The 19,440-nt window shown below is 62.9% G+C and carries 34 protein-coding genes and 2 pseudogenes; 3 read left to right on the plus strand and 33 right to left on the minus strand.

The genetic code is table 11. From position 1 onward, the window contains the following. Positions 1-170: 170 nt before the first annotated feature. The 3 genes and pseudogenes from DNA98_RS17200 to DNA98_RS17210 form a co-directional block, all read left to right on the plus strand. A pseudogene (locus DNA98_RS17200) lies at positions 171-998 on the plus strand (zinc-binding dehydrogenase); the annotation flags it as partial. 214 nt (positions 999-1,212) lie between these two features. Beyond that, complete coding sequence (locus DNA98_RS17205) at positions 1,213-1,824, plus strand: NYN domain-containing protein (RefSeq protein WP_233493284.1); 612 nt, start codon at positions 1,213-1,215, stop codon at positions 1,822-1,824. Positions 1,825-1,916: 92 nt separating this feature from the next. Further along, the gene (locus DNA98_RS17210) at positions 1,917-2,996 is read left to right on the plus strand and encodes a hypothetical protein (RefSeq protein ID WP_110532620.1); all 1,080 of its coding nucleotides are present in this window, start codon (positions 1,917-1,919) and stop codon (positions 2,994-2,996) included. 7 nt (positions 2,997-3,003) lie between these two features. Here the strand turns inward: DNA98_RS17210 and DNA98_RS17215 are convergent, their stop codons facing one another. The 33 genes and pseudogenes from DNA98_RS17215 to tuf form a co-directional block, all read right to left on the minus strand. Continuing rightward, complete coding sequence (locus DNA98_RS17215; protein WP_110532621.1) at positions 3,004-3,555, minus strand: DUF402 domain-containing protein; 552 nt, start codon at positions 3,553-3,555, stop codon at positions 3,004-3,006. 92 nt (positions 3,556-3,647) lie between these two features. Further along, entirely contained in the window at positions 3,648-4,127 is a 480-nt protein-coding gene (locus DNA98_RS17220; RefSeq protein ID WP_110532622.1) for a bL17 family ribosomal protein, read from the minus strand. Positions 4,128-4,187: 60 nt separating this feature from the next. Further along, positions 4,188-5,153, minus strand: a complete 966-nt coding sequence (locus tag DNA98_RS17225) for a DNA-directed RNA polymerase subunit alpha (protein ID WP_110532623.1) — start codon at positions 5,151-5,153, stop codon at positions 4,188-4,190. Between the two features lie 53 nt (positions 5,154-5,206). Beyond that, positions 5,207-5,824 carry a 30S ribosomal protein S4 gene (gene rpsD, locus DNA98_RS17230; RefSeq protein ID WP_110532624.1) on the minus strand — a complete coding sequence of 206 codons (618 nt, stop codon included), beginning with the start codon at positions 5,822-5,824 and terminating at the stop codon, positions 5,207-5,209. A 165-nt stretch (positions 5,825-5,989) separates the two neighbouring features. Beyond that, complete coding sequence (gene rpsK / locus DNA98_RS17235) at positions 5,990-6,388, minus strand: 30S ribosomal protein S11 (protein WP_110532625.1); 399 nt, start codon at positions 6,386-6,388, stop codon at positions 5,990-5,992. Positions 6,389-6,518: 130 nt separating this feature from the next. Further along, complete coding sequence (gene rpsM, locus DNA98_RS17240; RefSeq protein ID WP_110532626.1) at positions 6,519-6,899, minus strand: 30S ribosomal protein S13; 381 nt, start codon at positions 6,897-6,899, stop codon at positions 6,519-6,521. Positions 6,900-6,919: 20 nt separating this feature from the next. Then, entirely contained in the window at positions 6,920-7,033 is a 114-nt protein-coding gene (gene rpmJ, locus DNA98_RS17245; RefSeq protein WP_110532650.1) for a 50S ribosomal protein L36, read from the minus strand. 87 nt (positions 7,034-7,120) lie between these two features. Next, on the minus strand, positions 7,121-7,339 hold the full coding sequence (gene infA, locus DNA98_RS17250; RefSeq protein WP_110532627.1) for a translation initiation factor IF-1: 219 nt from the start codon (positions 7,337-7,339) through the stop codon (positions 7,121-7,123). Positions 7,340-7,355: 16 nt separating this feature from the next. Beyond that, complete coding sequence (gene map, locus DNA98_RS17255; RefSeq protein WP_110532628.1) at positions 7,356-8,153, minus strand: type I methionyl aminopeptidase; 798 nt, start codon at positions 8,151-8,153, stop codon at positions 7,356-7,358. Continuing rightward, on the minus strand, positions 8,153-8,719 hold the full coding sequence (locus DNA98_RS17260) for an adenylate kinase (RefSeq protein WP_110532629.1): 567 nt from the start codon (positions 8,717-8,719) through the stop codon (positions 8,153-8,155). The genes map and DNA98_RS17260 overlap by 1 nt, the downstream gene beginning before the upstream one ends. Before the next feature lies 1 nt (position 8,720). After that, complete coding sequence (gene secY, locus DNA98_RS17265) at positions 8,721-10,046, minus strand: preprotein translocase subunit SecY (protein ID WP_110532630.1); 1,326 nt, start codon at positions 10,044-10,046, stop codon at positions 8,721-8,723. A gap of 1 nt (position 10,047) precedes the next feature. Beyond that, positions 10,048-10,533 carry a 50S ribosomal protein L15 gene (gene rplO, locus DNA98_RS17270; RefSeq protein WP_110532631.1) on the minus strand — a complete coding sequence of 162 codons (486 nt, stop codon included), beginning with the start codon at positions 10,531-10,533 and terminating at the stop codon, positions 10,048-10,050. Next, positions 10,530-10,715, minus strand: coding sequence for a 50S ribosomal protein L30 (gene rpmD, locus DNA98_RS17275; protein WP_110532632.1), 186 nt, complete (start codon positions 10,713-10,715; stop codon positions 10,530-10,532). Before rpmD ends, rplO begins: the two co-directional genes overlap by 4 nt. Further along, positions 10,715-11,206: a 30S ribosomal protein S5 gene (gene rpsE / locus DNA98_RS17280; protein ID WP_110532633.1), complete on the minus strand. Its 492-nt coding sequence runs from the start codon at positions 11,204-11,206 to the stop codon at positions 10,715-10,717. The genes rpmD and rpsE overlap by 1 nt, the downstream gene beginning before the upstream one ends. Positions 11,207-11,216: 10 nt before the next feature. Beyond that, positions 11,217-11,555, minus strand: a complete 339-nt coding sequence (gene rplR / locus DNA98_RS17285; RefSeq protein ID WP_110532634.1) for a 50S ribosomal protein L18 — start codon at positions 11,553-11,555, stop codon at positions 11,217-11,219. An 11-nt stretch (positions 11,556-11,566) separates the two neighbouring features. Further along, a complete protein-coding gene (gene rplF / locus DNA98_RS17290; RefSeq protein WP_110532651.1) occupies positions 11,567-12,109 on the minus strand; it encodes a 50S ribosomal protein L6 in 543 nt (180 codons plus the stop codon). Beyond that, positions 12,109-12,504 carry a 30S ribosomal protein S8 gene (gene rpsH, locus DNA98_RS17295; protein WP_110532635.1) on the minus strand — a complete coding sequence of 132 codons (396 nt, stop codon included), beginning with the start codon at positions 12,502-12,504 and terminating at the stop codon, positions 12,109-12,111. Before rpsH ends, rplF begins: the two co-directional genes overlap by 1 nt. Positions 12,505-12,603: 99 nt before the next feature. After that, positions 12,604-12,789 carry a type Z 30S ribosomal protein S14 gene (locus DNA98_RS17300; RefSeq protein ID WP_110532636.1) on the minus strand — a complete coding sequence of 62 codons (186 nt, stop codon included), beginning with the start codon at positions 12,787-12,789 and terminating at the stop codon, positions 12,604-12,606. 36 nt (positions 12,790-12,825) lie between these two features. Beyond that, positions 12,826-13,374 (minus strand): 50S ribosomal protein L5, encoded by a 549-nt coding sequence (gene rplE / locus DNA98_RS17305; RefSeq protein ID WP_110532637.1) that lies wholly within the window; start codon positions 13,372-13,374, stop codon positions 12,826-12,828. A 3-nt stretch (positions 13,375-13,377) separates the two neighbouring features. Next, a complete protein-coding gene (rplX, locus tag DNA98_RS17310; RefSeq protein ID WP_110532638.1) occupies positions 13,378-13,719 on the minus strand; it encodes a 50S ribosomal protein L24 in 342 nt (113 codons plus the stop codon). Positions 13,720-13,726: 7 nt separating this feature from the next. Further along, complete coding sequence (gene rplN / locus DNA98_RS17315; RefSeq protein WP_110532639.1) at positions 13,727-14,095, minus strand: 50S ribosomal protein L14; 369 nt, start codon at positions 14,093-14,095, stop codon at positions 13,727-13,729. Next, the gene (rpsQ, locus tag DNA98_RS17320; RefSeq protein WP_110532640.1) at positions 14,092-14,385 is read right to left on the minus strand and encodes a 30S ribosomal protein S17; all 294 of its coding nucleotides are present in this window, start codon (positions 14,383-14,385) and stop codon (positions 14,092-14,094) included. The genes rplN and rpsQ overlap by 4 nt, the downstream gene beginning before the upstream one ends. A gap of 1 nt (position 14,386) precedes the next feature. After that, on the minus strand, positions 14,387-14,584 hold the full coding sequence (gene rpmC, locus DNA98_RS17325) for a 50S ribosomal protein L29 (protein WP_110532641.1): 198 nt from the start codon (positions 14,582-14,584) through the stop codon (positions 14,387-14,389). Further along, complete coding sequence (gene rplP, locus DNA98_RS17330) at positions 14,562-14,987, minus strand: 50S ribosomal protein L16 (RefSeq protein WP_110532642.1); 426 nt, start codon at positions 14,985-14,987, stop codon at positions 14,562-14,564. Before rplP ends, rpmC begins: the two co-directional genes overlap by 23 nt. Positions 14,988-14,990: 3 nt before the next feature. After that, positions 14,991-15,740, minus strand: coding sequence for a 30S ribosomal protein S3 (rpsC, locus tag DNA98_RS17335; RefSeq protein ID WP_110532643.1), 750 nt, complete (start codon positions 15,738-15,740; stop codon positions 14,991-14,993). Then, a complete protein-coding gene (gene rplV, locus DNA98_RS17340) occupies positions 15,730-16,071 on the minus strand; it encodes a 50S ribosomal protein L22 (RefSeq protein WP_110532644.1) in 342 nt (113 codons plus the stop codon). Before rplV ends, rpsC begins: the two co-directional genes overlap by 11 nt. A gap of 8 nt (positions 16,072-16,079) precedes the next feature. Continuing rightward, positions 16,080-16,364 carry a 30S ribosomal protein S19 gene (gene rpsS, locus DNA98_RS17345; RefSeq protein ID WP_110532645.1) on the minus strand — a complete coding sequence of 95 codons (285 nt, stop codon included), beginning with the start codon at positions 16,362-16,364 and terminating at the stop codon, positions 16,080-16,082. A gap of 9 nt (positions 16,365-16,373) precedes the next feature. Then, positions 16,374-17,201, minus strand: a complete 828-nt coding sequence (gene rplB, locus DNA98_RS17350) for a 50S ribosomal protein L2 (protein WP_110532646.1) — start codon at positions 17,199-17,201, stop codon at positions 16,374-16,376. A 180-nt stretch (positions 17,202-17,381) separates the two neighbouring features. After that, positions 17,382-17,672 (minus strand): 50S ribosomal protein L23, encoded by a 291-nt coding sequence (locus DNA98_RS17355; protein WP_110532647.1) that lies wholly within the window; start codon positions 17,670-17,672, stop codon positions 17,382-17,384. After that, entirely contained in the window at positions 17,669-18,304 is a 636-nt protein-coding gene (gene rplD / locus DNA98_RS17360) for a 50S ribosomal protein L4 (protein ID WP_110532648.1), read from the minus strand. The genes DNA98_RS17355 and rplD overlap by 4 nt, the downstream gene beginning before the upstream one ends. Beyond that, a complete protein-coding gene (gene rplC / locus DNA98_RS17365; RefSeq protein ID WP_110532649.1) occupies positions 18,304-18,942 on the minus strand; it encodes a 50S ribosomal protein L3 in 639 nt (212 codons plus the stop codon). Before rplC ends, rplD begins: the two co-directional genes overlap by 1 nt. After that, positions 18,939-19,256, minus strand: a complete 318-nt coding sequence (rpsJ, locus tag DNA98_RS17370) for a 30S ribosomal protein S10 (RefSeq protein WP_013159283.1) — start codon at positions 19,254-19,256, stop codon at positions 18,939-18,941. Before rpsJ ends, rplC begins: the two co-directional genes overlap by 4 nt. Positions 19,257-19,269: 13 nt before the next feature. Then, a pseudogene (tuf, locus tag DNA98_RS17375) lies at positions 19,270-19,440 on the minus strand (elongation factor Tu); the annotation flags it as partial.

Consider the following 19,440-nt stretch of genomic DNA (forward strand, 5'->3'; position numbering starts at 1 on the left):
ATCGGCCAAAGACTCAAGATCACCGGGGCCCACTGGAGCGAATCCGGAGCGAGCGCTAAGGCCCTGGTCCGCTCGCGGTTCTTCTCCCACAGCCCCGTCACACCTTTCCACGCCGTCCGACACGGCGCTTTCCCTACTGCAGCCTAGTTGCCTAAATCCAGGACACACCCGTCGTGGAGGCCGTAGGGCCGGGGGTACGGGGGTTCGAACCGGGCGATGCGGTGGTGCTCAACCCCGGCGTCTCCTGCGGCCGCTGTGAACGGTGCCTCGCGGGAGCCGACAACCTCTGCCCCCGCTACCAGATCATCGGAGAGCACCGCTGGGGCGGATACGCCGAGTACGTGGTGGTACCCGAGGTCAACCTGGCCCCTAAGCCCCCCCAGCTCTCCTGGAAAGAGGCCGCTAGCCTTCCGCTGACCTTTCTCACCGCCTGGCAAATGGTAGTGGATAAGCTCCAGGTCCAGCCCGGCGAGGACGTGCTGGTGATGGCGGCGGGCTCGGGGGTCTCGGTGGCGGCGATCCAGATCGCCAAGCTCTTTGGCGCCAGGGTGATCGCCACCTCGGGCAGCCCGGAGAAGCTCGAGGCGGCGCGACAGCTCGGAGCCGACGAGGTCGTCAACTACAGCGAGCCCGGTTGGAGCCAACGGGTCAAGGAACTCACCCAGGGCAAGGGGGCCGACGCGGTGGTAGATCATACCGGGGCCGAATTCTGGCCCGAGGTCATCAAAGCCACGGCCTGGGGCGGGCGCATCAGCGTATCGGGAGCCTCCTCGGGGCCTCAGGCGACCACCCCCCTCTCGCACGTCTTCTACCGCCAGCTCACCATCCTCGGCTCGACCATGGCCTCCAAAAGCCGCCTCTTCCCCATCTTGAGGTGGGTGGCCCAGGGCAGGCTCAAGCCGGTGGTAGGGGCTGTACTCCCGCTCGAGGCCGCTGCCGAGGGGCACCGCCTGCTCGAGGGCCGCCGGGTGTTCGGAAAAGTCGTGCTCGAGGTTTAAGGACCCAGCCCAAAGTTGGGCGTATAAAATTCCGGGGCGCGGTCTGGTGACAAGGCGGGGCGCTGGCAGCGAGCGGGAGAGTTCTCCCTTTCTCTACCCTTGCACAGCCCGTCAATGCGGGGCAAGCGCGGGAAGGGCCTCGAGGTTGCCGAGCGGCACCGGCCGCTCGTAACGCAGTAGGATACCCCGCCCTCCTACTGCTATGATGGGGGGCGTGAGAATCGCATTGTTCATTGACGGTTCGTATATGTATAACGCGGCCAAGCGGCTCGGCTGGAACGTAGACCATCGCCGGGTAATCGGTCAATTCGCTACGCCGGAGGAACTGTACAACGCCTTCTACTATGCCCCCATTACCGACAGCGAAGACGAACGGCAACAGAAGTTTCTCGACGCGCTGGTCTTCATGGGCTACACGGTGCGCAGCCGCGAGGTGCGGGGAGAGCCCCGCTTCGAGGCCCTGATCGCTACCGACATGCTCATCACCGCCCCTCGCTGGGACCGGGCGGTGATCGCCAGCGGCGCAGGGGAGCTGGCCCACGCCCTGGGAGCGCTGCGGGCCCAGGGCAAAGAGCTGCACCTGCTTGGAATTCCCGAACTCACCGATCTATGGCTAAGAAACCAGGCCGACCACTTCCTGGACTTGCGCGACATGCGCGAGGGCCTCGAGCGCCAAGGCGGTGGGCGGCGGATGTATCCCAGCTATTCCGACGAAACCTCACGCCACGAACCCGAGCTCGAGCGGGAGGCGGGGGAAGAACAAAGCCCTTCGCAAAGCGAGGGCAGGAGGCGGGGGTTATTTGGGAACCTCGAAGACGAGCTCTAGCAACAGGCTGCGACAAGATACATCCGGGCGCAACCACCTTGATAAGGCGGTAACATTCACGGCCTTGGATTTGGCGTAGGCTCGAGCCTGGCATGGCGAGTATCTGGCACAGCGCCCCGATTTTCAAAGGCATTCCCCAACGCGCCTTGCTTGTTCTGCTTGTTCTGGGCTGTATAGCCCTGTTTACCGATCGGCCGCACCCCACACCGCGAGGGGCAGTTCCGGCGTATAGCCTGCGGCAGATCCTCGATAGCCATCCGGCCTTTCGTGCCGAGCCCTCCCCGCGCACGGTTTCCCGCCGCGAAGCGGTGGTGGCCCGCTACCTATCGCTCAAAGCCTCAGCAAGCGCGCTCTTAGGGCCAGAGGCAGGCCGCGCGGTGGCTCGGCTCTTGCGCCTGGAATTCTATAACCAGGCGCAGAAGCAGCGTTCGGCTTTCTCCACCCCCGAAGCGGCCCTCGAGGCCTCCGAAAGCTGGCTAGCGGCCATCGGCGCCCTGCAACGAGGGCGCAAACCCCGTCTCGCCGGCCTTCCCCTCGACTCCTCCGCGGTGATCTCCCACTGGGGCGATCTGCAAGCAGCGGCAAATGCCCTGCGGCTACCGGTAGGGGTGCTGGCGGCCATTGTGGACAACGAGCAATACGGGGGGAACAAGGCGCTGGGGCTCTCGCGGGGCCTGCGCGAGGTGGCCGATGGGTTGGCTCAGGGCTTGGCCGAGACCACCGGCAGCGCCGGCTCCGCCGGGCTGATCTCGCGCACCCTGGGTCTAGCCCAGATGTCCTGGGAAGACGCGCTCAGGCAGGAGGGGCGTTTACGCCATTTCCACGCCTGGGATCCGCGTTGGCCTTTCCCTAAGACCGAGGCCGAGGCCAGGGCCGCCCTGGAAAACCCTTACCTGAACCTGCTGTTTACCGCCAGCCGGTTGCGCGGTTACCTCAACGAAAAGCTCTACCTCTCTCCCCAGGACACCCGCCCCTTGCAAGGAGCCTGGCTGTACTACCTGGGCCCGGCCTGGCATAACTGGCCCCCCGGGGCCGATGAGGCCACCTGGCCCTACGCCTTCCACGCTTTTTTCAAGGGGCTGTTATACCAGGTGGTCTTTAGCGATCCCCGCAAAGCAGCCCTGCTCCCCGGGGCCGAGCTACCTAAACTCACCGCCCCAGGCCCGCTTTGACTTGGCCTCAGCTCCGCTCGAGCCACTCCCTTCCCTCTCCCCGCGGCAAGACCGGCCAGCCCCCTGCGAGTACGAGCTGCTCGACCTCTCGAACGGCCCCAACCGCCCGCTCTACCCACTCAGGCGGGTAGAGGGAGCGCCTGGCCGCGAACTCTTCGGCGTCGAAGACCTGGCAGGTATGGTCGGCCTTGCATTTTACATCCAGCTCGAGGTCATACTGCCAGATTCGTCCCGGTTCAAAGCGGGGAGGGGATTGGATGTTCCAGTAGTACTCGAGCACGTTTCCCTGAGCGTCCAGGTCCGGCCCGCCCGAGTACCAGCGGCCAGCGAAAAAGGCCACATAGGCTTGGTGGTCTACCTTCAGCACGCGATTTTTGCTCTCATGGTGGAATTCAAACCCCAAAGGCATATACACCAACACCCCTTCCTCCCGCACCTCCACCACCTCGGCCTCCCACCAGTAATGAAGACGGTGTTCGGGGTATTTGTAGAACTCGATCCGCAAGCGCTCTTTTGGCCTATATGAAACGACCGCCAAAGCCCCGCCTTCGACGCTCATAGGCCCTCCCTGGTCTCGCCTTTCCATTTTGCGGCCAACGCCAACACCAAGCCCCCACCTGGGAAATCGGTGGGGGCCTGACTAGGCTAGCGCTAATCTACCAGCTCGATCAGCGCAAGCGGGGTTCCATCGCCTCGGCGGACCCGGTCCAGCTTGAGGACGCGGGTATAGCCACCGGAGCGGGAGGCGTACTTGGGCGCGATCTCATCGAAGAGTTTGCGCACCAGCTTGGGGTCGTGCAGGTCGCGCAGCAGCAGGCGACGCAAGTGGTTGCGCTGGGAGACGGCCTTGAGCTCCTCCGGGGTAGCCATGCGCTCGCCTTCCCTTAGGGAGCGGGGCTTACCCTCTTTGTCTAGGGGCTTGGTGAAACGCACCCCCTCGGGCACGCTCAGGGTGGGGGCTTTCTTGGCCGTGTTGATCAGCCTGTCCACAAAACCCACCAGTTCTTTGGCCTTGGGAACGGTGGTAGTGATGCGGCCGTGCTCGAGCAACGCCTTGGCCTGGTTGCGGGCCAGCGCCAGGCGGTGGGCAGAGTGGCGGTTGAGTTTTCTTCCAGAATTGAGGTGGCGCATGTTCTCACTCCTTGGCTCGTGGCTTGGGTTAGAGGCTCACTGACCGCAAGCCACCCGCTGTTAGGGCTTCATCTCCAACCCGTGCTGGGCCAGGATGTCTTTGATCTCTTGCAGGCTGCGCTCGCCGATACCCGGAACCTTCTTGAGTTCTCGTTCGGAGAGGGCCAGGAGGCTCTCTACGCTCTCGATACCCTCTTCCTTGAGGTTGTGCAATACCCGGGTGGTGAGCCCTAGGTCATCGAGGGTAAGGCCGGTAGAAACCGGGGCCGCTGTTGGGGCTGCCGCAGGAGTGGCCGGGGTGGGAGCAGCCACCGCAGCGACCGGTTTCTCCTTCTCTACCCGGATCACCGGGGATTGGTCAAAGAAGGAGAGTTGCTCGCGCAGGATAGCCACTGCACGCTGGAGAACCTCCATGGGAGAGACCGAACCATCGGTCCAGATGCGCAGGGTAAGCTTGTCCAGGTCGGTGCGCTGCCCCAAGCGGGTGTCCTCTACCTGGAAGGCCACCCGACGCACCGGGGAGAAAAGGGCATCCACGGGAATCGAGGAGATGCGGTCTTTGATCCCGTGCTTCTCGGCAGGGACATAACCTACCCCCTCGTCCACCCGCACCTCCATCACCAGACGGGCCCCCTCGCCGAGGGTCGCCAGGTAAAGGTCCGGGTTAACCACTTCGGCGTCGGCAGGAACCTCCAGGTCGCGAGCGTACACCGAGCGGGGCCCCTGGGCCCGCAGGGTGAGGGTCTTGGAACCGGGGGTGTGGAACTTTACCACCAGCTCTTTCAGGTTGAGGATGAGCTGCACCACGTCCTCTTTGACCCCGTTGATGGTCGAGAACTCGTGCAACACGTCTTCGATGTACACGCTGGTGACGGCGGTTCCAGGAATCGAGGAAAGCAGAATGCGGCGAATGGGGTTGCCTAAAGTCACGCCGAAGCCCCGCTCGAGGGGCTCGAGCACGAACTCGCCGTAGTTGCCATCCACCTTGGCGGTAAATACCGGGGCTTTGGTCTTGGTGGTTTCCAAAATCGGACCTCCTTTGGAGGGGTCTTAGGAGCTCGCTCTCGCCTTCCTCCGCATTACCTCGAGTAGAACTCGATCACCAGGTTCTCGTTCACGGGCAGGGCCAGGTCTTCGCGGTCAGGCAGGCGCAAGAACTTTCCGCTCATGGTAGCGGGGTCAAACTCGAGCCAACGGAAGGTCTTGCGGTTTTTGAAGCGCTCGACGTTCTCTTTGATGAAAGGGATATCCTGCGCCCTCTTGCTCACCGAGACGGTATCGCCCTGCTTAACCCGGTAACCGGCGACGTTGACCCGCCTGCCATTGACCAGGATATGCCCGTGGCGCACGAACTGCCGGGCCTGGCGCCGGGTGGCGGCGATTCCCAGCCGAAAGACCACATTATCCAGCCTCGACTCGAGAAGCTGCAAAAACACCGTACCGGTTACGCCCTTCTTCTTGGAGGCTTCCTCAAAGAGGTTACGAAAGGAGCGCTCGCTCATGTCGTAGATGAAGCGCAGCTTCTGCTTCTCGCGCAGCCGCACCGCGTAGTCGGAGGGGCGACGGGCACGCTTTTGGCCGTGCTGCCCAGGGGCGTAGGGGCGGCGATCGAGGTACTTCTGAACTTTTTCGGTTTCGGCGATGTTAACGCCCAGCCGACGGGCGACCTTGACGATTGGACCACGGTAACGACCCATTTTGCTTGAGACCTCCTATGTCTCTCGAGGTTTATCCGCGGGTAAATCCGCGCACCAACGGGTTCCCGCGCGGGTCATGATGAAACCGGGAACCCAAAGTTTCATCACAGCAGTAAGGCATGGCTCCTTGCGTTGTTTCTGGGTTGAGCGGGCACTGGTCAAGGGTCAGGCCGTCTTGCGGAACTTCTTGCGCGGACGGCAGCCGTTGTGCGGCACTGGGGTATCGTCTACGATGCTGCGCACCTGCAACCCCGAAGCCTGTAAGGCGCGAATGGCCTGCTCACGGCCCGCACCCGTACCCCGCACCACCACTTCCACGCTGGTCATCCCGAAGTTCTGCGCCTTCTTGGCCGCGTCCATCGCGGCGAGCTGAGCAGCGTAAGGGGTACCCTTGCGGCTCCCTTTGTAGCCGATGACCCCGCCCGACGACCAGGTCACGGGGTTACCGTCGGGGTCGGTAATGGTTACGATGGTGTTGTTGTAGGAGGCGTGGATGAAAGCCCGCCCCCCGGAGACTTGGCGCTTGACCTTTTTCTTACGGGTGCTTGTCTTCTTCTCAGCCATACTCTCCTCGTTTCGGAGTATCAACTGGCCGTTAAATGAGGTATGCACTCAAACGGCACTGCTTCCTGGTGTTGTGCGTACTGCGTATTGTATATCGCAAAACCCCCACGATGGGCAATCCGCAATACGCCTACTTGCGGGGCGCCTTCTTTTTCCCGGCCACGGTCTTACGGGGGCCTTTACGGCTACGGGCATTGGTGCGGGTACGCTGCCCCCGGACCGGCAGACCCCGGCGGTGACGCAAGCCGCGGTAACAGCCGATATCCATCAGGCGCTTGATGTTCCCGGCGATCTCGGCGCGCAGCTCACCCTCGAGCTTGTAGGTGTTCTCGATGTGCTCGCGCAAACGCGCCACTTCAGCCTCCGAGAGGTCTTTCACCCGGGTCGCGGGGTCTACGTTAGCGGCGGCAAGCGCCTCCTTAGCGCGGGACCAGCCCACCCCAAAGATGTAGGTGAGGGCGACGTCTACCCGCTTGTTACGGGGGATTTCCACTCCGGCAATACGAGCCATGCCTCCTCCTTTCTAGGGCTCTAGCCCTGACGTTGCTTGTGCTTGGGGTTGGCGCAGATCACGTAGACCCGCCCGTGGCGGCGAACCACCTTGCAGTTCTCACACATTTTCTTGACCGATGCACGCACTTTCATGTCTTCCTCCAAGACGTGTTTGCTTCGCAAAGCAACCGCCTTACGCCGTACGTCTTACGCTAGGGGTGGGCCGCGTACGACGTATGGCTACCTCCTGTAGACGATCCGACCCCGGCTTGGGTCATAAGGGGTGATCTCCACCACCACCCGATCTCCCGGCAGGATGCGGATATAGTGCATCCGCATCTTGCCCGAGATATAGGCCAGAATCTCTGGGCCGCTATCCAGCTGCACCCGGAAGGTGGTATTGGGCAAGGCTTCGGTGATCACGCCCTCCGCCCGGATGGTATCTTCCTTCTTCGCCAAGCCGACCCTCCTGTGGTCACCGCGCGAGCACGCCGGGAGCAACCCTTGGGCTTCCCGTAAGAAGCCTCGGCCCCTCCTCGGTGATGGCTACGGTGTTTTCGTAGTGGGCGGCCAGGTTGCCTCTGCCGGCGGTGGCCGTCCAACCATCAGATAATATTACCAGGTTTGTGGGGAAAAGGGTAACCATCGGCTCAAAGGCCAAGGTCATGCCGGGGCGGAGCTTGGCCCCCTTGCCCGGCTCGCCGTAGTTGAGCACCGAGGGATCCTCGTGGAGTTCGCGCCCCACCCCGTGCCCGCTCATCTCGCGCACAATCCATAGCCCGTGCTTTTTCTCCACGAACTCCTGCACGGCATGGGCCACATCCCCCAGGCGATGGCCGGGCTTTAGGTATTCGAACCCTACCCAAAAAGCCTCCTCGGTGACCCGCATCAGCCGCTCGGCCTCGGGGCTCACCTTGCCGATGGCGTAGGTGCGGGCCATGTCGGTGGTGAAGCCTTGATAGGTGAACAAAAAGTCCACCTTGAGCAGCTGGCCCTCCCGGAGGGGCTTCTTATCGGGGAGGCCGTGGACCACCACATCGTCTACGGACATGCAGGTGGCGCTGGGAAAGGGAACGCTGCCCCCAGCCCGGTAGCCGATCTGAGGGGCCCGCCCCCCCTTGGCGCGGATCGCCTCGAGCACGATCTGGTCAAGCTCATAGGTGCTCACGCCCGGGCGAATGTGGGGCTCTAAAAGAGCGAAGATCTCGGTGTGCAGGCGGCCCGTTTCAGCCATCCGCTCGAGTTCCCACCGGCTTTTGATGTTGATGGCCATCAGGAAAGGGCCCCCGCGATACGCTCGTAGACCTCGTCGGGAGTGCCTAAGCCTTCGATGCGGCGCAGGACCCCCGTGCTTTCGTAGTAGCTCACCAACGGCTGGGTCTGCTGGGTGTAGACCTCGAGGCGGCGGCGGATGGTGGCCTCGTTGTCATCGGAGCGGCCCTCCTTGTGGGCCCGCTCCAGGAGGCGCCGGATAAGCTCTTCCTGCTTTACGTCCACCAGCAACACGCCCCGCAGCCGGATGCCCAGTTCGGCCAACAGCTTGTCCAGGGCCTGGGCCTGGGCGATGGTACGGGGGAAGCCGTCGAAGATCACGTGAGGGGTCTCCAAGCTGGCGAGTTCCTCCCGCACCATGGCCAGGATCAGGTCGTCAGGCACGAGGTCACCCCGGTCCATGATGGGCTTGGCGAGCTGCCCCAGCTCGGTGTTCCCGGCCACATGCTCGCGCAGAAGGTCCCCCGTAGAGAGCTTCTTGTAGCCCAGCCCAGAGGCCAGGCGGGCCGCCTGGGTACCTTTACCAGCCCCCGGCGGCCCTAAAAAGATCACTGCGTCTCCTGCCATTTCAGAAGCGGCCCCGTCCGCGGATACGGCCTTTGGTCATGAAGCCTTCGTAGTTCCGCAGCATCAGCTGGGATTCAATCTGGCGCAAAGTGTCGAGGGCCACCCCCACCACGATCAACAGGCTGATGCCGGAGAAGTGGTAGATGAGGGTGGTGACCCCGGTGAGGTTTTGCATCAGGGTGGGCAGCGCAGCCACCAATCCCAAGAACAAAGCCCCCCATAGGGTCAGCCGGGAGACGATGTGCTCGAGAAACTTCACCGTAGGTTCGCCGGGGCGAATGCCGGGGATAAACCCCCCGTACTCGCGCAGGTTCTCGGCGATGCGCCGGGGATCAAACTGCACGGCGGTGTACACGTAGGTGAAGGCTACGATCAAGACCACCTCGATGATGAGCCCGGAGAGGTGGCGCGGGTTGAAGAAGTTGGCGATGGTCTGGAGGGTAGGGTTATCCACCGTGCCGGTGAAGAAGATGGGGATCTGGAGCAAAGCCGCTGCGAAGACGATCGGCACCACCCCTGCCGCGTTGAGCTTGATGGGGATGTAAGTAGCCTGCCCGCCAAAGACCCGGCGGCCCACCACCTTGCGCGCGTACTGCACAGGGATGCGCCGCTCAGACTGCTGCACCGCCGCCATCCCAGCGAAGGCCGCCACCACGAAGGCGAAAAAAAGGATCAGAGCGATCAGGTTGATCTCCCCGGTGCGTACGAGGCCGAAGGTCTGGATGATCTGAGGCAACCAGGAGGCTACGATCCCCCCCATGATGATCATGCTGGTTCCATTACCCACCCCGTACTCGGTGATGCGCTCGGCCAACCACAGCAAAATGGCGATCCCCGCAACCTGGGTCACCACCACCACTAGCCACAAAAAGGGCCCTGGTGACCAGCCGGGTAGCAAAAAAGCCCCGCTTTGCGATCCCAGAAAGGTCGTAGCCAGAAAGAAGCCTTGGACGGCCCCTAGGGCAACCCCTGCGATTCGGGTGTACTGGTTGATGATCCGGCGGCCCTCCTCACCCTCTTTTTGCAGCTTCTCCAGCGACGGGACGATGGTCACCAACAGCTGCATGATGATGGCCGCGGTGATGTAAGGCATAATCCCCAAGGCAAAAATCGAGAAGCGCTCGAAGTTGCCGCCGGAAAAGAGGTTGATGATGCCCAGGGCACTGCCCGCGGGGTTGGTGTTGAGGAAGCTGATGATCTTGTCGTAGTCCACCCCAGGGGTGGGGATAAAGGTACCCAGGCGGTACAGGGCCAAAACGATCAGCGTGAAGATCACTCGAGAGCGGAGCTCAGGGATCAGCAGGGCATCCCGGAAGGCCCGGAGCATCTTAGGCCTCCTTGGAGCCGGACGCGGTGGAGCCAATGACTATGGCCTGACCCCCGGCCGCCTGAATCTTCTCCGCAGCCGCCTTGGAGAACTTATGGGCCGAAACCGTGAGGGCAGCGCTCAGCTCGCCCGAAGAGAGCACCTTCACCGGGTAGCCGGGGCGCACTAGGCCGGCCCGGGCTAACGCCTCGGGGGTGACCTCTCCGCTTTGGAAGCGCCCCGCGATAGCCCCCAGGTTCACCACCTGATACTCCACCCGGGCAATCTCGCCCGGCTGTTGCCCCCGCATGCCGCGCTTGGGCAAACGCATCAGCAAGGTGGAACGCCCACCCTCGAAGCGGGCCGGGTTCTTCAGACCACCGGAGCGCGACTTCTGACCCTTATGACCACGACCCGCGGTCTTGCCGTGCCCGGAGCCGGGGCCGCGGGCCACGCGTTTTCTCTTCTTGTTGGCTCCGGGGTTAGGACGCAGATCGGAGAGTTTCATGATTTGGCCTCCACGATGGTGACCAGGTGGGCCACCTTGCGCAGGTTGCCGCGCACGGCCGGGTTATCCGGCAGTTCCCGCTCGCGGTGCATCTTGGTAAGCCCCAACGCCTTCAACGCATCCTTCTGGTCCTTGGGGTAACCGATGGGGCTTTTGGTGAGCTTAACGCGAAGGGTAGCCATCAAGCCACCTCCGGCTGGGCCGTTTGGTCGGATTTGCGCAAGCGCTTGACATCCTCCCAGGTCTGGAGCTGACGCAGGGCTTCCATGGTGGCGTAGGCGATATTGACCGGATTGCGCGAACCGAGCTCCTTGGTGAGGATGTCGGTGACCCCGGCCAGCTCGAGAATCGCCCGCGGAACCGCCCCGGCAATGACCCCCGTGCCCGGAGCCGCCGGGCGCAGCAGGATGGTAGAGGAGCCCCAGGTCACCTGGATCTCGTGAGGGATGGTACCGCCTTGCAGCGGGACCTCCACCAAGCTCCGGCGGGCATAGTTCTGGGCCTTTTGCACGGCCAGCGGGACTTCCTTAGCCTTGCCCAGCCCCAGCCCTACCCGGCCTTGGCGGTCTCCCACCACCACCAACGCGCCGAAGCGGAAGCGGCGTCCACCCTGATAGGTTTTCGCGGTACGGCGCACCACGATCATCTTCTCTTCAAAATCGGTCTCGGGCATTCGCTACTCCTTAGAACTCTAAGCCACCCTCACGGGCTCCTTCCGCCAAGGCCTTGACCCGACCGTGGTACTTGTAGGCCCCCCGGTCAAAAACCACCTGGGTAATGCCTTTGGCCTTAGCCGCCTCGGCCACGGCCTGGCCAACCTTTTTGGCCACCTCGGTCTTATTGCCGCGGAGGCCTAGGGCCTTGCTCGAGGCCGCAGCCAGGGTGACCCCTCGGGTATCGTCGATGATCTGCGCGTAGATGTGCTGCAAGCTGCGGAACACCGAGAGCCGGGGGCGGCCCGCGTTCCGCACCCGGTTGCGCACCCGGTGCTTGCGGCGGTCAAAAGCGGTGAGCTTGGACATGCTTAACCCCCTTACTTGGTCGTGCCGGCTTTGCCGGGCTTGAGCTTGATGGGCTCGTCGGCGTAGTAGATGCCTTTTTCGTGGTAGGCGCTAGGCTCACGCACGGCGCGTAAGTTGGCCGCGGTCTGGCCCACCAGCTGCTTGTCAATACCCTTCACCAGGATCTTGGTCGGTTCGGGGACCTCAAAGGTGATGCCCGCGGGGGGCTCGACCACCACCGGGTGGCTGTACCCTACGGTGAGCTCGAGGTTCTTGCCGGTGAGCTTGGCCCGGTAACCAATGCCCTTGATCAGCATCTCCCGGGTATAGCCCTCGGAGACCCCCTTTATGGCGTTGGCTACCAGGGTCCGGGTCAAGCCGTGCAGGCTTTTGTGGCGGCGCTGCTCGCTGGGGCGCTCGATCTGCACCAAACCGTTCTCCACCTTGACTTTCATCTCCGGGTCAATCGGCACGTTGAGTTCGCCCTTGGGGCCTTTGACCTTAACGGCCGCGTAGACCACCTCCACATTCACGCCCTTGGGCAAGGTAATGGGTTGCTTACCGATGCGGCTCATTACCACACCTCGCAGATGAGTTCGCCGCCCACGCCCAGCTTGCGGGCTTCGCGGTCCACCAGCACGCCTTTGGAAGTAGAGATGATCGCCATCCCCAGGCCCTTACGTACCACGGGAACCTGCCCTGCGGTGACGTATACGCGGCGCCCCGGGCGGCTCACCCGCCGGATGTGCCGGATCACTTGTTCGCGGCGGGGGCCGTACTTGAGGGCAAGCCGCAAAACCGGTTTGCCCTCTACCTCCACCTTCTCGTACCCCTTCAAGAAGCCCTCGCGCACCAGGATGCGGGCGATTTCCTCCTTGAAGCGGCTGGCCGGAACGTCTACGCTCTCCTTGTACACGATGAGCGCGTTACGAATCCGGGTCAGCATGTCGGCAATCGGATCGCTGTTCATTGATCACTCTCCATTTATCGCTTTCGGCCAAAGCGCGGTATCGGAAGAAGCCATCCGACCGTACGCTTCGCTTAGGTCACCCCTCGCTCGTGGGCGACCTTACCAACTGGCCTTCCCTACCCCAGGAAGCTGGCCCTTGTGGGCTAGCTCGCGGATGCAGATGCGGCACAGACCGAAGTAGCGGTAGACCGCACGGGGGCGGCCGCAGCGCTCGCAACGGGTATAAGCCCGCACGCTGAACTTGGGCGTACGCTTGGCTTTGACAATCATCGAAGTTTTTGCCATGTTACTCCTATCCGCTCGAGAGCGAACCCTTCCAGTCTACTTCCTGAAGGGGAATCCGAGAAGCTCTAGGAGGGCTTTAGCTTCCTCGTCGGTCTTGGCCGTGGTGACCACCGCGATATCCATCCCCCGCACCGCGTCCACCATGTCGAAGGTGATCTCGGGGAAGATGGCCTGTTCACGCAAGCCCATGTTGTAGTTGCCCCGCCCATCGAAGCCATTGGGGTTGATCCCGCGGAAGTCACGGATGCGCGGCAGCGCCGTGTGCAGGAGCTTCTCCAAAAAGATCCACATGCGGTCGCCCCGCAGCGTCACGCGCAGGCCGATGGGCATCCCCTGGCGCAGCTTAAAGTTGGAGATGGACTTTTTAGCCCGGGTCACAGCGGGGCGCTGCCCGGTGATGATGGCCAACTCCTGGCTAGCCTTCTCGAGGATTCGGCTATCGTCCTTAGCCTCCCCTAGCCCCTGGTTGATGACCACCTTGGTGATCCGAGGAGCCGCCCAGATGTTGTCGTAGCCGAAACGCTTGATCAGCTCGGGGCGTACCACTTCGGTATAATGGGTTTTGAGCTGTACGTCCAGCGGCATCGTTTACCTCTTCTCCTGGGTGTCTAGCGATCCCTCACAGTGGACGCAGACACGGATCTTGCTGCCGTTCTCGAGCAGCTTTTTGCGAATGCGGGTGGGTTTTCCGCAGCTAGGGCAAATCGGGCGCACCTTGGAAGCGTGCAGCGGGGCTTCCTGTTCAGAGAATCCCCCTTGTGGGCGCTGGGGAGTGGGGCGCACGGCCTTTTTGATGAGGTTGACCCCCTCCACGATCACCACCTGTTTGGAGGGCAGCACCGCTTTGACCCTGCCTTTTTCCCCCTTGTGGGAGCCCGAGATCACCACTACGGTATCGCCCTTCTTGACGTGAACCTTGCTCTTTTCCATGGCTTCCTTACAAGACTTCGGGCGCGAGCGAGACGATCTTCATGAAGCCCTTCTCCCGCAGTTCGCGGGCCACCGGTCCAAAAACGCGGGTACCCCGGGGCTCCAGCTGGTTGTTGATGATTACCGCCGCGTTGGTGTCGAAACGGATGGCCGAGCCGTCAGGGCGCTTGACCTCCTTGGTAGTGCGCACCACCACCGCCTTGACCACCTCCCCCTCTTTGACCATGCCGCGCGGGATAGCCTCCTTGACCGAGGCCACGATGACATCGCCCACGCTGGCATACTTGCGGTTGGAGCCGCCCATCACGCGAATGCAGGCAATGCGGCGAGCCCCGGTGTTATCCGCCACCTCCAGTTGGGTTTCCTGTTGAATCATGCTCCACCCCTCTCCTTCCGCAGCAGGTAGCGTTCCACCAGGTCCAAACGGCCCTCCTCGATACGCTTGACCACCCGAAAGCGCTTCCTGGCCGAGATCGGACGGGACTCGATAATCTCCACGATGTCGCCCACCTTGTACTGATCGGCTTCGTCGTGGGCTAGGTACTTTTTGGACTGCTTGATGACTTTGCCGTAAAGGGGGTGCTGCATCTGGCGCTCGACCAAGACGGTGACGGTTTTGGCCGCCTTGTCGCTCACCACCACACCGGTTAGGGTCTTCTTCGGCATGTTACTTCCTCTTTTCCCCAAGCACCGTCAGAAGCCGCGCGATCTCCGTCTTGGTCTCGCGGATGCGGTGATTTTTGTCGAGCTGTCCGATCGAGGCCTGGAAGCGCAACTCCATCAGTTCCTTCTTGCGGGCTTGTACTTCGCGCTCGAGCTCCGCCACCGAGAGTTTGCGCATCTCACTGAGCTTCATCGTAGGCATCGCGTCTCACCACCTTGGTCGTGACGGGCAGCTTGTGCCCAGCCAGGCGCAAAGCCTCCTTGGCTTGTTCTTCGGTCACTCCGGCCACCTCAAACATCACCCGGCCCGGTTTGACCACCGCCACCCAGCCCTCGACGTTCCCTTTTCCCTTACCCATGCGAACTTCCAAAGGCTTCTTGGTGAAGGGCTTGTCAGGGAAGATCCGGATGTAGATTTTGCCGCCGCGGCGGAAGTGGCGCACCATGGCCACCCGAGCCGCTTCGATCTGCTGGCTGGTGACCCAGGCCGCTTCCATGGAGACCAAACCGAACTCGCCAAAGGCCACATAATCCCCACCTTTGGTGGCCCCAGTCCGGCGGCCCCGGTGCTGCTTACGGTACTTGAGTCGCTTGGGCATCAACATGGCTTACTCCTCCTTGGCGCCACGCTCGGTGCGCTGCACCCGCACAGCGGGGCGGCGACGCTTGGGGCGACCCTCCCCTTCTCCCTTAGGGGCGGCGGGCCGGGCCGCTGCCGCCTTCTTGGAGCCGATCTGCTCGCCCATGAAGACGTAGACCTTTACGCCCAGCGAGCCGTAGGTGGTCTCGGCTCGAGCGGTGCCATAGTCAAGGTTGGCCCGCAGGGTGTGCAAGGGCACCCGCCCCTCGGCAGCCCACTCGGTGCGGGCCTGCTCGGCCCCGCCGATGCGACCGCTGACCACGATCTTGGCCCCTTGTGCCCCCGACTCGCGAACGCGTTGCACCGCCTGCTTGATGGCGCGGCGCACCGCGAAGCGGCGCTCGATCTGCTCGGCTACCCGCTGGGCCACCAACGGCGCGGACAGGTTGGGGTTGCCCACCTCCTGCACGTTCAACGCCACGGTCTTGCCGGGAAACTTGTTTTGCAAGGTCTCCCGCAGGCGCTTGATGGTCTCCCCGCCCCGGCCGATCACCACGCCGGGTTTGGCGGCATACACCGTAACGGCCACGTTGTCGGCGGCGCGCTCGATGTCGATGCGGGCCAGCCCCGCCGGGGCCAACTCCTTCTCGATGAGGCTGCGGATCTGGCGGTCCTGCACCAAGAGCTTGCTGTAGTCTTTTTTGCCGGCATACCAGCGGGACTCCCACTCGCGGGTGATCCCCAAGCGCAGGCCGACGGGGTTGATCTTATTTCCCATTCTTTTCCCCCACGATGATGGTGATGTGGCTGGTCTTCTTCCGAATGATGTCCGCCCGACCGCGCGCGCGGGGCAGCACCCGCTTGAACACCGGCCCCTCGTCTACATAGGCGGCCTTAACGAAGAGGGAGTCCTCGAGCAGCTCCATGTTGTTGATGGCGTTGGCGGCCGCCGAGTTGAGCACCTTGGCGATGGGGGCTGCGCCGCGGTGAGGGGTGAACTTGAGGATGGCACGGGCCTCCTCGAGCCCTTTGCCGCGAATCATATCGATCACCAGCCGGGCCTTGCGCGGAGAGATGCGGATGTTTTTAGCAACGGCTTTAGCTTCCATCTCTCACCTCACTTTTTGGCCGCGGTAGCCTTGCCCTCTTTGCTGTGGCCCCGATAGGTGCGGGTAGGGGCGAACTCCCCTAGCTTGTGCCCCACCATCTGCTCGGTGATATATACCGGGACGTGCTGCTTGCCGTTATAGACCGCGAGGGTGTGGCCGATCATCTCCGGGACGATGGTGCTGCGGCGGCTCCAGGTTTTGATGACCCGCTTCTCGCCCTTGGAGTTCATGGCTTCCACCTTCTCGATCAGGTGATCATCCACAAAGACACCTTTTTTCAAGCTACGTGGCATGGTTTACCTCTACTTCCGGCGCGAGATGATGAAGCGGCTGGAGGGCTTCCTCTTCCCCCGGGTCTTGCGGCCCTTGGTCTGCCAACCCCAGGGCGAGGCCGGCGGGCGACCACGCGGAGCCCGGCCCTCACCCCCACCGTGGGGGTGGTCTACCGGGTTCATGACCGTACCCCGCACGTGAGGCTTACGGCCTTTCCAGCGGCTGCGCCCCGCTTTGCCGAGCTGGATGTTCTTGTGATCGGCGTTGCCCACCACACCGATGGTGGCGTAGCTCTCCGCGTGAACCCGGCGCAGCTCACCGGAGGGAAGGCGCAAGATCACGTAATCGCCCTCGCGGCCTTGTACCTGAACGCTGGTCCCGGCGCTGCGGGCCAGCTTGGCACCCTTGCCGGGCTCGAGCTCCACCGAGTGGATCACCGTACCAACCGGGATAAACCGCAGCGGTAGGGCGTTGCCCACCGCGACTGGGGCCTCGGGGCCACTTTGTACCTGGGCTCCCACCTGCAAGCCGTCGGGGGCGATGATGTAGCGCTTCTCGCCGTCGGCGTAAAAGAGCAGGGCGATGCGGGCGGAGCGGTTGGGATCGTACTCAATCGCGCTCACCTTGGCGGGGATCCCGGCCTTGTCGCGGCGGTAGAAATCGATGATCCGGTAGCGGCGCTTGTGTCCGCCTCCGCGGAATCGGCTGGTGGTACGGCCCTGGTTGTTGCGCCCACCGGTCTTCTTGAGGGGCCTGAGCAAAGAGCGCTCCGGCTTGTCCTTGGTAATCTCGGAAAAGTCCGCCACCGTGGCAAACCGGCGGGTCGGGGTATAGGGTCTAAATTTCTTTACTGGCATTCACTTACCTCCCACCTGATACGGGCCGACCGAGTTGCCCTGCTTCCAAGTGGATCTTGGCCCCGTCATCGTTGCCGGCTGGCTCCGGAACGCTCGGTCTCGAGGCGTGGGGGGGCTCATCGGTAGGCGAGGGCGCGGCCCACATCTCCTACACCCCATGACCTACCCGCCACCCCTTCTTTAGATCAAGCCCTCCAGGGCCTCGATCTTTTGCCCAGCCTGCACGGTCACAATCGCCTTTTTGCGATCGGGACGCTTACCGCTAAACCGCCCCAGGCGCTTGTTTTTGCCCAGGGTGTTCATCACGTTGACCGCCACCACCTTGACGCGAAACGCCGCCTCAACCGCATTCTTGATCTCGGTCTTGGTGGATTTAGGGTGTACCCAGAAGGTGTAGCGCCCGCTGGCGAATCCCGAGTAGGCCTTTTCCGAAAGCACGGGCGCAAGGATGACATCGTATGGGGTTTTCATGCCTCACCCCCTTTGCCCTGGGAGGCCAGCCGGGCCTGGGCCACTTCCCAAGCCGGCATATCCAGCACCAACCACTCCTGCCTGAGGATGTCGTAGACGTTGAGGCCTTCGGGAGCCAGGGTACGAACCCAGGGCAGGTTGCGCGCAGCCCGGCGGACCAGCTCGTTCGCAGTGACCAGCAGCACGGTCTGGGAAGCGTCCAGGCCCGCACCTTTGGCCCAAGCCAGGAACTCCTTGGTCTTGCCGTTCACCCCTTCAAAGCCCTCGGCGATGAGGAGCTTACCCGCCTTAGCCCGGTCAGCAAGCGCCATGGCGAGCCCCAACTTGCGCACCTTCTTGGGGAGGGTGTAGGAGTAATCCCGCGGCTGGGGGCCAAAAACGGTACCGCCGCCCACGAAGATAGGGGCCCCGTAATCGCCGTGGCGGGCCCGACCGGTGTGCTTTTGGCTGTACATCTTTTTGGTAGTGAAATTCACCATACCGCGGGTCTTGGTAGCGGCAGTCCCAGCCCGGCGATTGGCCATCTGCCACTTGACCACCTCGTAGAGCACGTGGGGGTTCACTTCGGGCAGGGTAGCCTCGAGGTCGCGGGCTTTCTGCCCTTTAGCGGAGAGCACCGAAAGGGTAGCCATCACTTACCACCCCCCTGCTTGGCGGGGGTCCGCACGGTCTGGCGCACCACCACCAAGGTGCCATTGGCTCCGGGGACCGCGCCCTTTACCAGGAGCAGGTTTTCCTCAGGGACCACGTCCACCACCTCGAGGTTTTGCACCGTTACCCGCTCGCCACCCATACGTCCGGCCATCTTCTTGCCCTTGTAGACCCGGCCCGGGGTCTTGCGGTTGCCGATGGAGCCAGGATGGCGGTGTACCTTGTGCGCCCCGTGGGTAGCGTTCCCACCGGCAAAGTTCCAGCGTTTCATCACCCCTTGGAAGCCCCGCCCCTTGGAAGTGCCGGTCACATCCACCTTCTCGCCCGCCGCGAAGATCTCCACGGTTACGGTGTCACCTTCCGGGCTGAAGCCCCGGATCTCCTTGAGGTAACGCACCGGCTCCACCCCGGCTTTAGCAAAGTGCCCCTTCAAGGGTTTGTTGACCCGCTGGGCCTTTTGCGGGCGGAAGCCGAGCTGCACCGCCTCGTACCCGTCCCTATCCGGGGTACGGCGCTGGACCACCGGGCAGGGCCCGGCCAGGATCACCGTCACCGGCACAGCCCGGTCGTTTTTCCAGACCTGGGTCATCCCTATTTTGGTGCCGAGAATCCCCTTCATGATCTACCTGCCACGGTTTTGATCTCGATCTCGACCCCGGTAGGGAGGTCGAGGGTCATCAGGCTCTCGATGGTCTTGCGGTTGGGGTTGTTGATGTCCACCAACCGGTTATGGGTCCGTAACTCGAAGTGCTCGCGGCTATCTTTGTGCTTGAAAGGGCCGCGCAGCACGGTGAAGCGGCGAACCCGGGTGGGCAGGGGCACCGGACCACTCACCTGGGCACCGGTGCGGCGGGCCGTCTCTACGATCTTGGCCGCGGAGGCGTCCAGGCTCTTGTGGTCGAAGCCCCGTAGCTTGATGCGAATCTTGGGCATTCTCCCTCGCCTCCTACTCCAGGATCTTGGTCACGACGCCCGCACCCACGGTGCGTCCACCTTCCCGAATGGCAAAGCGCAGCCCTTCCTCCAAGGCAATCGGCTTGATCAGCTGCACCGTGAAGGTGATGTTATCCCCAGGCATCACCATCTCCACACCCCCCGGCAGCGTCACATCCCCCGT

The organism is Meiothermus sp. Pnk-1 (assembly GCF_003226535.1).
Classification (GTDB): domain Bacteria; phylum Deinococcota; class Deinococci; order Deinococcales; family Thermaceae; genus Allomeiothermus.

Bases quoted from the DNA above. Each gene is read 5' to 3' on its own strand.
- DNA98_RS17210 (WP_110532620.1), top strand. From the start codon at position 1,917: ATGGCGAGTATCTGGCACAGCGCCCCGATTTTCAAAGGCATTCCCCAA.
- DNA98_RS17215 (WP_110532621.1), bottom strand. From the start codon at position 3,555: ATGAGCGTCGAAGGCGGGGCTTTGGCGGTCGTTTCATATAGGCCAAAA.
- DNA98_RS17220 (WP_110532622.1), bottom strand. From the start codon at position 4,127: ATGCGCCACCTCAATTCTGGAAGAAAACTCAACCGCCACTCTGCCCAC.
- rpsD (WP_110532624.1), bottom strand. From the start codon at position 5,824: ATGGGTCGTTACCGTGGTCCAATCGTCAAGGTCGCCCGTCGGCTGGGC.
- rpsK (WP_110532625.1), bottom strand. From the start codon at position 6,388: ATGGCTGAGAAGAAGACAAGCACCCGTAAGAAAAAGGTCAAGCGCCAA.
- rpsM (WP_110532626.1), bottom strand. From the start codon at position 6,899: ATGGCTCGTATTGCCGGAGTGGAAATCCCCCGTAACAAGCGGGTAGAC.
- rpmJ (WP_110532650.1), bottom strand. From the start codon at position 7,033: ATGAAAGTGCGTGCATCGGTCAAGAAAATGTGTGAGAACTGCAAGGTG.
- map (WP_110532628.1), bottom strand. From the start codon at position 8,153: ATGGCCATCAACATCAAAAGCCGGTGGGAACTCGAGCGGATGGCTGAA.
- DNA98_RS17260 (WP_110532629.1), bottom strand. From the start codon at position 8,719: ATGGCAGGAGACGCAGTGATCTTTTTAGGGCCGCCGGGGGCTGGTAAA.
- secY (WP_110532630.1), bottom strand. From the start codon at position 10,046: ATGCTCCGGGCCTTCCGGGATGCCCTGCTGATCCCTGAGCTCCGCTCT.
- rplO (WP_110532631.1), bottom strand. From the start codon at position 10,533: ATGAAACTCTCCGATCTGCGTCCTAACCCCGGAGCCAACAAGAAGAGA.
- rpmD (WP_110532632.1), bottom strand. From the start codon at position 10,715: ATGGCTACCCTTCGCGTTAAGCTCACCAAAAGCCCCATCGGTTACCCC.
- rpsE (WP_110532633.1), bottom strand. From the start codon at position 11,206: ATGCCCGAGACCGATTTTGAAGAGAAGATGATCGTGGTGCGCCGTACC.
- rplR (WP_110532634.1), bottom strand. From the start codon at position 11,555: ATGTCCAAGCTCACCGCTTTTGACCGCCGCAAGCACCGGGTGCGCAAC.
- rplF (WP_110532651.1), bottom strand. From the start codon at position 12,109: ATGAGCCGCATCGGTAAGCAACCCATTACCTTGCCCAAGGGCGTGAAT.
- rpsH (WP_110532635.1), bottom strand. From the start codon at position 12,504: ATGAACAGCGATCCGATTGCCGACATGCTGACCCGGATTCGTAACGCG.
- DNA98_RS17300 (WP_110532636.1), bottom strand. From the start codon at position 12,789: ATGGCAAAAACTTCGATGATTGTCAAAGCCAAGCGTACGCCCAAGTTC.
- rplE (WP_110532637.1), bottom strand. From the start codon at position 13,374: ATGCCGCTGGACGTACAGCTCAAAACCCATTATACCGAAGTGGTACGC.
- rplX (WP_110532638.1), bottom strand. From the start codon at position 13,719: ATGGAAAAGAGCAAGGTTCACGTCAAGAAGGGCGATACCGTAGTGGTG.
- rplN (WP_110532639.1), bottom strand. From the start codon at position 14,095: ATGATTCAACAGGAAACCCAACTGGAGGTGGCGGATAACACCGGGGCT.
- rpsQ (WP_110532640.1), bottom strand. From the start codon at position 14,385: ATGCCGAAGAAGACCCTAACCGGTGTGGTGGTGAGCGACAAGGCGGCC.
- rpmC (WP_110532641.1), bottom strand. From the start codon at position 14,584: ATGCCTACGATGAAGCTCAGTGAGATGCGCAAACTCTCGGTGGCGGAG.
- rplP (WP_110532642.1), bottom strand. From the start codon at position 14,987: ATGTTGATGCCCAAGCGACTCAAGTACCGTAAGCAGCACCGGGGCCGC.
- rpsC (WP_110532643.1), bottom strand. From the start codon at position 15,740: ATGGGAAATAAGATCAACCCCGTCGGCCTGCGCTTGGGGATCACCCGC.
- rplV (WP_110532644.1), bottom strand. From the start codon at position 16,071: ATGGAAGCTAAAGCCGTTGCTAAAAACATCCGCATCTCTCCGCGCAAG.
- rpsS (WP_110532645.1), bottom strand. From the start codon at position 16,364: ATGCCACGTAGCTTGAAAAAAGGTGTCTTTGTGGATGATCACCTGATC.
- rplB (WP_110532646.1), bottom strand. From the start codon at position 17,201: ATGCCAGTAAAGAAATTTAGACCCTATACCCCGACCCGCCGGTTTGCC.
- DNA98_RS17355 (WP_110532647.1), bottom strand. From the start codon at position 17,672: ATGAAAACCCCATACGATGTCATCCTTGCGCCCGTGCTTTCGGAAAAG.
- rplD (WP_110532648.1), bottom strand. From the start codon at position 18,304: ATGGCTACCCTTTCGGTGCTCTCCGCTAAAGGGCAGAAAGCCCGCGAC.
- rplC (WP_110532649.1), bottom strand. From the start codon at position 18,942: ATGAAGGGGATTCTCGGCACCAAAATAGGGATGACCCAGGTCTGGAAA.
- rpsJ (WP_013159283.1), bottom strand. From the start codon at position 19,256: ATGCCCAAGATTCGCATCAAGCTACGGGGCTTCGACCACAAGAGCCTG.